The sequence below is a fragment of the Paracoccus sp. (in: a-proteobacteria) genome (assembly GCF_046462195.1).
GTDB lineage: Bacteria > Pseudomonadota > Alphaproteobacteria > Rhodobacterales > Rhodobacteraceae > Paracoccus.
On the sequence record NZ_JBKGUN010000126.1, the window covers coordinates 1 to 8,013 of the forward strand.

Annotated in this window: 13 protein-coding genes; 9 read left to right on the plus strand and 4 right to left on the minus strand. The window is 65.1% G+C overall.

Going from position 1 to position 8,013, the window contains the following annotated elements; genetic code table 11:
- Positions 1–34: 34 nt before the first annotated feature.
- The 3 genes from ACLHHB_RS08165 to ACLHHB_RS08175 all read right to left on the minus strand — a co-directional run bounded on the left by ACLHHB_RS08165 (position 35) and on the right by ACLHHB_RS08175 (position 1,345).
- Positions 35–553 (minus strand): type 1 glutamine amidotransferase domain-containing protein, encoded by a 519-nt coding sequence (locus ACLHHB_RS08165; RefSeq protein ID WP_410217776.1) that lies wholly within the window; start codon positions 551–553, stop codon positions 35–37.
- A gap of 111 nt (positions 554–664) precedes the next feature.
- Positions 665–967, minus strand: coding sequence for a division plane positioning ATPase MipZ (locus ACLHHB_RS08170; RefSeq protein WP_410217777.1), 303 nt, complete (start codon positions 965–967; stop codon positions 665–667).
- A 144-nt stretch (positions 968–1,111) separates the two neighbouring features.
- Positions 1,112–1,345 (minus strand): division plane positioning ATPase MipZ, encoded by a 234-nt coding sequence (locus tag ACLHHB_RS08175; protein ID WP_410217778.1) that lies wholly within the window; start codon positions 1,343–1,345, stop codon positions 1,112–1,114.
- Positions 1,346–1,470: 125 nt separating this feature from the next.
- Between ACLHHB_RS08175 and ACLHHB_RS08180 the strand changes: the two genes are divergently transcribed.
- Positions 1,471–1,854: a YidH family protein gene (locus tag ACLHHB_RS08180; RefSeq protein ID WP_410217779.1), complete on the plus strand. Its 384-nt coding sequence runs from the start codon at positions 1,471–1,473 to the stop codon at positions 1,852–1,854.
- Positions 1,855–1,861: 7 nt separating this feature from the next.
- Here ACLHHB_RS08180 and ACLHHB_RS08185 read toward each other — a convergent pair whose 3' ends face one another.
- Positions 1,862–2,710 (minus strand): LysR family transcriptional regulator, encoded by an 849-nt coding sequence (locus tag ACLHHB_RS08185; RefSeq protein ID WP_410217780.1) that lies wholly within the window; start codon positions 2,708–2,710, stop codon positions 1,862–1,864.
- Positions 2,711–2,809: 99 nt separating this feature from the next.
- Here ACLHHB_RS08185 and ACLHHB_RS08190 point away from each other — a divergent pair, with 99 nt between their 5' ends.
- From ACLHHB_RS08190 to ACLHHB_RS08225, 8 genes are all read left to right on the plus strand, one after another.
- On the plus strand, positions 2,810–3,397 hold the full coding sequence (locus ACLHHB_RS08190) for an FMN-dependent NADH-azoreductase (protein WP_410217781.1): 588 nt from the start codon (positions 2,810–2,812) through the stop codon (positions 3,395–3,397).
- Positions 3,398–3,622: 225 nt separating this feature from the next.
- Positions 3,623–3,883, plus strand: coding sequence for a TonB family protein (locus ACLHHB_RS08195; RefSeq protein WP_410217782.1), 261 nt, complete (start codon positions 3,623–3,625; stop codon positions 3,881–3,883).
- Positions 3,884–4,044: 161 nt separating this feature from the next.
- Positions 4,045–5,541, plus strand: coding sequence for a signal recognition particle protein (gene ffh / locus ACLHHB_RS08200; RefSeq protein WP_410217783.1), 1,497 nt, complete (start codon positions 4,045–4,047; stop codon positions 5,539–5,541).
- Positions 5,542–5,653: 112 nt separating this feature from the next.
- Positions 5,654–6,190 (plus strand): GNAT family N-acetyltransferase, encoded by a 537-nt coding sequence (locus tag ACLHHB_RS08205; protein WP_410217784.1) that lies wholly within the window; start codon positions 5,654–5,656, stop codon positions 6,188–6,190.
- Complete coding sequence (locus tag ACLHHB_RS08210) at positions 6,187–6,483, plus strand: chorismate mutase (protein ID WP_410217785.1); 297 nt, start codon at positions 6,187–6,189, stop codon at positions 6,481–6,483. The genes ACLHHB_RS08205 and ACLHHB_RS08210 overlap by 4 nt, the downstream gene beginning before the upstream one ends.
- Positions 6,484–6,527: 44 nt before the next feature.
- Positions 6,528–6,884: a 30S ribosomal protein S16 gene (gene rpsP, locus ACLHHB_RS08215; protein WP_410217786.1), complete on the plus strand. Its 357-nt coding sequence runs from the start codon at positions 6,528–6,530 to the stop codon at positions 6,882–6,884.
- 51 nt (positions 6,885–6,935) lie between these two features.
- Positions 6,936–7,448, plus strand: a complete 513-nt coding sequence (rimM, locus tag ACLHHB_RS08220) for a ribosome maturation factor RimM (RefSeq protein WP_410217787.1) — start codon at positions 6,936–6,938, stop codon at positions 7,446–7,448.
- A partial coding sequence (locus tag ACLHHB_RS08225; RefSeq protein WP_410217788.1) for a tRNA (guanine(37)-N(1))-methyltransferase occupies positions 7,445–8,013 on the plus strand: 569 nt, incomplete at its 3' end. The genes rimM and ACLHHB_RS08225, both read left to right, overlap by 4 nt.

Genomic DNA, 8,013 nt, shown 5'->3' on the forward strand with positions numbered 1-8,013 from the left:
GCCTCGCCGCCTTTTTCATGCCATTGGTAGGGGTTCAGGCCACGGCCTTTACAATCGCCGACACGAAATCATCCAGATCGTCGGGATTGCGGCTGGTGATGATCCCGCGATCCTCGACAACCGACTGGTCAACCAGCGTAGCGCCCGCGTTCCGGATGTCACTGCGGATCGAAGTGAATCCGGTCATCTTGCGGCCCTTGGCCAATCCCGCCTCGATCAGCAGCCAGGGCGCATGGCAGATCGCGGCGATGGGCTTTCCTGCAGATGCGAAGGCCTTGATCAGGTCAATGGCACCCTCGTCCACGCGCAGGTTGTCCGGGTTGATCACCCCACCCGGCAGCACAAGCGCGTCGAAGCCGTCCGGCGACTGGTCGGCGATGGCCAGATCGGCCGTGACACTCTTGCCCCAGTCGTCCTTGTTCCAAGCCTTGATCTCGCCCGTTTCGGGGGCCGCGATCTTCACATCGTGCCCCGCCTCGCGCAGCTTTTCCAGAGGGACGAAAAGTTCGGACTGCTCGAACCCGTCGGATGCCACGATCAGAATATTGGCCATGTCGGGCCTCCTTTATCCGCTTCGTTTGTCGCCCAATCAATGCGGGCAGCGGGTCAAGGTTCCCGGTGCATCAGAAGGTGACGGCCATGCCCGGCAGAATCACCATTGCAATCAGGTGGCGCGACTCCTGTCGCACCGCGACCTGTGAAATGCTAGGTGTTCCCGTCCCCCGTTGCGCAGTTCCAGCAGCGACAGCCTGCGCGAGAACAGAGAATGCACTTGGATAAGCGGGGGCGACGCGAAGCCAGCGCGCTGCGACAGGGACACCAGCGCGCCACCCACCTTGTGCATATTTTGCATCTGCTGCGTGCCCAGCTGATTGCGCAGCACCAACCAGTGGATGGCCTTCGCCCTGTATCTGCTGCGCATTCCAGACCACCTTGGCAGAAATGGACGAACCCAGCACCTCGCCATCAGTCGACATGCGGTCCATCAGGTCAGGGTTGTGAAAGCAGTCATTCGGTCGTGTGAGCAACCCGTCAGCCATGGCCCGTATGCGAACCAAGACGGTCCGGCAGGACGAATCTGCATTGCTGTCTGACATTCGAAAGGTGGACGTCAGCGGATCCGGTCCTTCACCCGGTTGCCCCATGACACGCGTCGGCAACTCGATCCCTTTGCGCAGGCTGAAGGGGCCATGGTCTTCAAGATACCGCCCGAAGCTGCACTGACGCACCCCCAAATCCGGCCTACGACATGACCCCTGCGGACCAGCGCCGTCGCCACGTGCCTTGAGGTTTTCGAATTGCTCGCGCTACCCTTCTTGTTCCCGGCGACGATGCTAAGCGCCACTGGCCGCCTCCTGTCCTGTTCCCGGGCTGGAACGTTCGGGTGGAACGGGCGAAAGAAAGCGGCGTGACCTGCATGACCTGCCCGTGCCTCTTGCCTGCCGTCCCGGAGGCTTCTAGCGTCACGGCATGGCTTCCAAGGATCATTCCGGCGACAACCGCAAGAACTGGGCCGAGGATCGGACAGACTGGGCCGAGGATCGGACCATCCTTGCGGTCGAACGCACCTTTTCCGGCTGGATCAGGACGGGGCTGGCAACCGCTGCCGTGGCCTTGGGCCTGCATGCCGTCTTTGGCCCGTTCCAGCCGACCTGGGTGCCAAAGGCCGTCGCGACGATCTTTCTTCTGGCGGCGCAGCTGATCTTCCTCGGGGCTTGGCTGGAAAACCGCAAATCGCGCAGCAGACTCTCGAGCCACCAGGCCCGACACCAGCCGGCAGGCCGGATCACGCTTCTGACGGTGCTGCTGTCGTTGGGGATCGCGGGGACCGGTCTCGTACTGTGGCTGCTCTGAACACGGGTCAGATGGCCTCGCGCAGCGCAGACAGGGCGGCCTGAACCTTGGGCGTACGGTGCAGATCCACATGGGTCACCAGCCACAGCGGCGAATCCCATTCGGGCAGCGACAGCGCCTCGACCAATCCTTCGGCCCGCACGGGGGAAACGGCACCGATGGCCAACCCTGCACGGATGACGACCTCGCGTGCGGCTTCGTCGTTGGCTGTCAGGATGATGTTGTCGGGCCCGATCCGTTCGCTCAGCCAGCGCATGTATGGCGCACCCCGCGCCTCGGGTCCGGGAAGGGCAAAGCGATGCCTGCGCGGATCATCGACCGGCCCGTGGCGCAGCAGATAATCGGCCGAGGCGTAAAGGGCATGGTGCGTGCGACCCATTGCCCGCACGACATAGTCCGGTTCGGTCGGCTGCGCGCCGGCCCGGATGGCCAGATGCGCCTCGCCCGTGTCCAGCCGGAACAGGCGCACGTCGGTCACGTAATTCAGCCGCAGCCCCGGATGATCCTGCATCAGGCGCGTCAGGCGCGGCATCACCAGATGTGCCAGTTCGCGCAAGGAGGTGACAATCAGTTCGCCCTCGATCAGGTCGCCCGCCCCCGCGATCTGGGCGGCCATCTGTGAAAACCGCTCGTCCGCCGCCCCGGCCGCGGCCAGCAGGGCCCGACCCGCCTCGGTCAGGGCATAGCCGCGGGGGTGGCGCTGGAACAGACGGGCATGCAGGGCACGTTCGAGCGTGTCGATGCGGCGGATGACCGTGGCATGGTGCACGCCCAGTGCCGCGGCAGCCCCGCTGACCGTTCCGGTGCGGGCAACGGCCAAGGCCACCCGTATGTCATCCCAACTGTCGATATGCATGTGCATCCCCGCACAAAGCCTGCGCGGTTATCGCCCTTCCGTTCGCGCATGCATAGACCTAAATCTGCCTCAACACCAAATGCAACACCGGAGCACGCCATGCACATCCTCCATCTTGACACCGCCATCACCGCCGACGCCTCGGTTTCGCGTCAGTTGACCACCGACATCGTGTCCCGCCTGCGCGATGCCAATCCCGATGCGACCGTGACCTATCGCGACCTGAACAACGGCGTGCTGGCCATCGACACCGACTGGTTCCACGCCGTCCGTGTCGGCACCGACGCCCCCACCGCTGGACAGCAGGCGCAGATCGACACATCCAACACCCTGCTGGACGAAGTTCGGGCCGCCGATACGCTGGTGATCGGCCTGCCGGTCTACAACTTCTCGCTGCCGGCGCAGTTGAAGAACTGGCTGGACCAGATCGCGCGCGCGGGCGTCACCTTCCGCTATACCGCAGAAGGCCCCGAGGGCCTGCTGAAGGGCAAGCGTGCCTTTGTGGCCTATACGGCAGCCGGTACGCCCTTCGGGTCGGACCTCGACCATGCCTCGGGCTATCTGCGGCACATGCTGGGCTTTCTGGGCATCACCGACGTGACCTTCGTGCCTGCAGACGGGCTGGCCATGGACCGCGAGGCCGGCATGGCGCGCGCCCAGAACGCACTGGAGAAGATCGCGGCCTAACACCGCGACGCAGAAACTGCTTCTCTGCCGACAGGATCCCGATTAAGTATGAGGTATTGCCATTCAGGACAGTGCCTTATGCGCCCCTTCTTTGTCATCATCGGACTCCTCTACGGGTTGGCAGCCTTTGCCGCACCAGCCGTCGCACAGACTTCATTCGGTGCAGAACGGCATCAGAAGCAGGCAGCCAATCGCGCAGAATGGATGCGAGCCACCGAGGCAGTCTTGCTGGTCCAACTGCGTCGGGCCAACTCCACCTTGGAAATGCACGGTCCCTCCCGTGCGATCCAGATGATGCTGACCGTTGCGATCGCTCGCGACGGGCGTGTCCTGGATATCGCCGTTATCGGAAGTTCGGGCTATCCTGAACTGGATCGATCGGTGGAACGGGCGATGTCACGTGTCACGCAGGTGCAGCCTTTCTCGCCCGACATGGCGAATGAGACCGTAATCCTTTCCTTGGGCATTGGCACCAAGCGCGGCTGAAGTCCGTGGGCGCGCGTTGACATCGCCCGTCTTGTCACGTAGAAGGCCCTGAATTCCCGGAAGCACCGTCTTCCGGTCCCCGTCCAATGCGGGGATCGCCCCCCGTCAGCGCGTTGCGCCCACGGGGGCAAAACCGTTTTGGACCCATAGGAGGCCCGGCCATGTTCGAGAACCTTTCCGACCGTTTGGGCGGCGTCTTTGACCGGCTGACCAAGCAGGGCGCCCTGTCCGAGGATGACGTGACCGCCGCCATGCGCGAAGTGCGCGTTGCCCTGCTGGAGGCCGATGTCTCGCTGCCGGTGGCGCGCAACTTCGTCAAGGCGGTGACTGCCAAGGCGACCGGCGCCGCGGTGACCAAGTCCGTGTCCCCCGGCCAGCAGGTCGTCAAGATCGTCCATGACGAGTTGATCAAGGTCCTGCAGGGCGAGGATGCCCCAGAGGCCCTGCGCATCGACAACCCGCCAGCACCGATCCTGATGGTCGGCCTCCAGGGCTCGGGCAAGACGACCACCACCGCAAAGCTCGCCCTGCGCCTGAAGGACCGTGAGAAGAAGCGCGTGTTGATGGCGTCGCTGGACACCAACCGTCCCGCCGCGATGGAGCAGCTGGCCATCCTGGGCCAGCAGATCGGCGTCGACACGCTGCCGATCGTCATGGGCCAAACTGCACCGCAGATCGCGCAACGCGCCAAGACGCAGGCCAGTCTCGGCGGTTATGACGTCGTGCTGCTGGACACGGCGGGCCGCCTGCATATCGACGAAACCCTGATGTCCGAGGTCCAGCAGGTCCGCGACATCGCGCAACCGCGCGAGACGATCCTGGTCGTTGACGGCCTGACGGGCCAGGACGCGGTGAACGTTGCGACCGAGTTCGACGGCAAGGTCGGCATTTCGGGTGTCGTGCTGACCCGGATGGACGGCGACGGCCGCGGCGGCGCGGCGCTGTCGATGCGGGCCATTACCGGCAAGCCGATCCGTTTCGTGGGCCTCGGCGAAAAGATGGACGCGCTCGAGACCTTTGACGCGCAGCGCGTCGCGGGCCGCATCCTGGGCATGGGCGACATTGTGGCCCTGGTCGAGAAAGCCCAGCAGGTGTTGGAGGTCGAACAGGCCGAGCGCATGATGAAGCGCTTCCAGAAGGGCCTGTTCAACATGAACGACCTGCGTGGCCAGCTGGAGCAGATGCAGAAGATGGGCGGCATGCAGTCCGTCATGGGCATGATGCCCGGCATGGCCAAGATGGCCAAGCAGGCCGAGGCCGCCGGGTATGACGACAAGGTCGTCCGCCACCAGATCGCGCTGATCAATTCGATGACCAAGAAGGAGCGGGCCAATCCCGACCTGCTGCAGGCCAGCCGAAAGAAACGCATCGCGGCGGGCGCGGGTCTGGACGTGTCCGAGCTGAACAAGCTGCTCAAGATGCAAAAGCAGATGGCCGATACGATGAAGAAGCTGGGCAAGATGGGCAAGGGCGGGCCGATGAAGCAGGCCATGCGCGCCATGACCGGCAAGGGCGGCGGCCTGCCCGACATGGAGAACTTGGACCCGGCCAAGATGGCCGAAGCACAGAAGCTGCTGCAGGACCCCAAGGGTCTGGGCGGGCAGCTGGGCCGCGCGGGCCTGCCGGGTGGCCTTGGCGGATTGTTCGGCAAGAAATGATCCGTTTTCCTGCGCCTGTCCGGACCTTGGATTTTCTGGCCGTTGCCTTGGGCGGCGGGATCGTCTGCGCCAGGATGTCCTCCGGGGTCCGTTGGCCCGTCGCAGGTGCCGCATGATCACGCTCTCCCCCACTCCGGTGCTGGAAACGGAACGCCTGACCCTGCGTGCTCCGCAAGGGGGCGACTGGCCGCATTGGCGCAGCTTTCATCATTCGGACCGTGCGGTTTTCGTCGGTGGTGGACCCGATCACAAGCCGGGACACAGTTGGCGCGCCTTTGGCCATGTCATCGGGCACTGGGCGATGCGCGGATTCGGCATGTTCGTGTTCACCTTGAAAGGGGATGACACGCCGCTTGGCATGTCGGGCCCCTGGTTCCCGGAAGGCTGGCCCGAGCGGGAACTGGGCTGGACCGTCTGGTCGGCGGCCGCCGAAGGCAGGGGGTTGGTTCACGAGGCCACGCAAGCCGCACGCGACCATGCCTTCACGACGCTCGGCTGGACAACCGCCGTCAGCTATATTGACCCCGACAACACCCGGTCGGTGGCGCTGGCCGAGCGCCTGGGGGCGCGGCGCGACCGGTTGGCCGCGCAGCCCGCCTGGGACAAGCCCTGTCTTGTCTTTCGCCATCCGAAGGAGGGCCGTGCATGAGCGAAGTCGCAACCCGTGCCGCCGACCTGCTGAAGGAACACCGCGCCAGCATCGACCGTCTGGACGCGATCCTGGTTTATACGCTGGCCGAACGCTTCAAGCACACCCAATCCGTTGGCCGTCTCAAGGCCCGGCATGACCTTCCGCCGTCCGATCCCTCGCGCGAGGCGCAGCAGATCGAACGGCTGGAACGCCTCGCGCGCGAGGCCGATCTCGATCCCGAGTTCGCGCGCAAATTCCTGAACTTCGTGATCGCCGAAGTGATCCGGCATCACGAGCAGTACCAGTCCTAGGGGACATCGCACCCCTGACCTGCCATTTCAAAGGAGAAAACCGAATGGCCATGAAGATCCGCCTCGCCCGTGGTGGCAGCAAGAAACGCCCCCACTACGCGATCGTCGCGTCCGACTCGCGCATGCCGCGCGATGGCCGCTTCATCGAGAAGCTGGGCACCTACAACCCGCTGCTGGCCAAGGACAGCGAAGACCGCGTGAAGATGGACATCGAGCGCGTGCAGTACTGGCTGGGCCAGGGCGCACAGCCGACCGACCGTATCGCCCGCTTCCTAGAGGCCGCCGGCGTCAAGGACAAGGCTGAGCGCGCCAACATGAAGAAGGCCGAGCCCGGCGCAAAAGCCAAGAAGCGTGCCGAAGAAAAGGCCGCCAAGGCTGCCGTCCCGGCCGACGCCGAATGATCTGCACTGGCGGGGGCGACCCCGCCAGTTTTCCTTTTGCAAAGGTGTGACATGACGGAAGACCGCATCTGCGTCGGCGCGATTGCCGGAGCCTTCGGGGTCCACGGAGAGGTGCGGCTGAAAAGCTTTTGCGCCGAACCCGCCGACATCATCACCTATGCCCCTCTTACCTCCGAGGACGGCCGCCGCATCTTTACCGTCAGCCTGACGCGTGCGGTGACGGGCGGCCTCGGTGCACGCCTGTCGGGCGTGGCCACGCGCGAGGATGCCGAGGCGCTGAAGGGCGTGACCCTCTGGGCGCCGCGCAGCGCGCTTCCCTCTCTGCCCGATGACGAATTCTATCACGCCGACCTGATCGGCCTTGATGTCGTGGACACCGGCGGCCAGCCGCTGGGCCGTGTCCGCGCGATCTATGACCATGGCGCGGGCGACATCCTCGAGATCGTGGGCGGCCGCGAGATCCTGATGCTGCCCTTCACGCGCGCCATCGTCCCGACCGTGGACCTGGCCGCGCGTCGGATCGTGGCCGACCCGCCCGGCGCGGACAACGGCGACGACGCATGACCACGGCGCCCAAGTCCCACGGCCGCCTGTCGATCAAGCCCAGCCTGCGGCCGCGCGTGCTGATGGACGAACCGCAGGTTCTGGGTGCCTGGACCGCGCGCATCATCACGCTGTTTCCCGAGGCCTTTCCCGGCATCCTCGGCCTGTCATTGACAGGCAAGGCGCTGGCGCAGGGTTTGTGGAACCTTGAAACGATCCCGCTGCGCGAGTTCGGCATGGGCAAGCACCGCAATGTGGACGACACGCCCGCGGGCGGCGGGGCCGGCATGGTGATCCGCGCCGATGTCATGGACGCTGCCCTGCGCCAGGCCGGCGGGGGTTCCGCCCTTCCCGTTGTCTACATGTCGCCCCGCGGCAGGCCGCTGACACAGGAGCGGGCCCGTGCCCTGGCGCAAGGCCCCGGCGTCACCCTGATCTGCGGCCGGTTCGAGGGGGTCGACCAGCGCGTTCTGGATGCCCATGATGTCGAGGAAATCAGCATTGGCGACTATGTCCTGACCGGAGGAGAGATCGCCGCTCAGGTCTTGATCGACGCGACGGTCCGGCTTATACCGCGCGTGCTGGG

Bases quoted from the DNA above. Each gene is read 5' to 3' on its own strand.
- ACLHHB_RS08165 (WP_410217776.1), bottom strand. From the start codon at position 553: ATGGCCAATATTCTGATCGTGGCATCCGACGGGTTCGAGCAGTCCGAA.
- ACLHHB_RS08170 (WP_410217777.1), bottom strand. From the start codon at position 967: ATGGCGAGGTGCTGGGTTCGTCCATTTCTGCCAAGGTGGTCTGGAATG.
- ACLHHB_RS08180 (WP_410217779.1), top strand. From the start codon at position 1,471: ATGGCTTCCAAGGATCATTCCGGCGACAACCGCAAGAACTGGGCCGAG.
- ACLHHB_RS08185 (WP_410217780.1), bottom strand. From the start codon at position 2,710: ATGCATATCGACAGTTGGGATGACATACGGGTGGCCTTGGCCGTTGCC.
- ACLHHB_RS08190 (WP_410217781.1), top strand. From the start codon at position 2,810: ATGCACATCCTCCATCTTGACACCGCCATCACCGCCGACGCCTCGGTT.
- ffh (WP_410217783.1), top strand. From the start codon at position 4,045: ATGTTCGAGAACCTTTCCGACCGTTTGGGCGGCGTCTTTGACCGGCTG.
- ACLHHB_RS08205 (WP_410217784.1), top strand. From the start codon at position 5,654: ATGATCACGCTCTCCCCCACTCCGGTGCTGGAAACGGAACGCCTGACC.
- ACLHHB_RS08210 (WP_410217785.1), top strand. From the start codon at position 6,187: ATGAGCGAAGTCGCAACCCGTGCCGCCGACCTGCTGAAGGAACACCGC.
- rpsP (WP_410217786.1), top strand. From the start codon at position 6,528: ATGGCCATGAAGATCCGCCTCGCCCGTGGTGGCAGCAAGAAACGCCCC.
- rimM (WP_410217787.1), top strand. From the start codon at position 6,936: ATGACGGAAGACCGCATCTGCGTCGGCGCGATTGCCGGAGCCTTCGGG.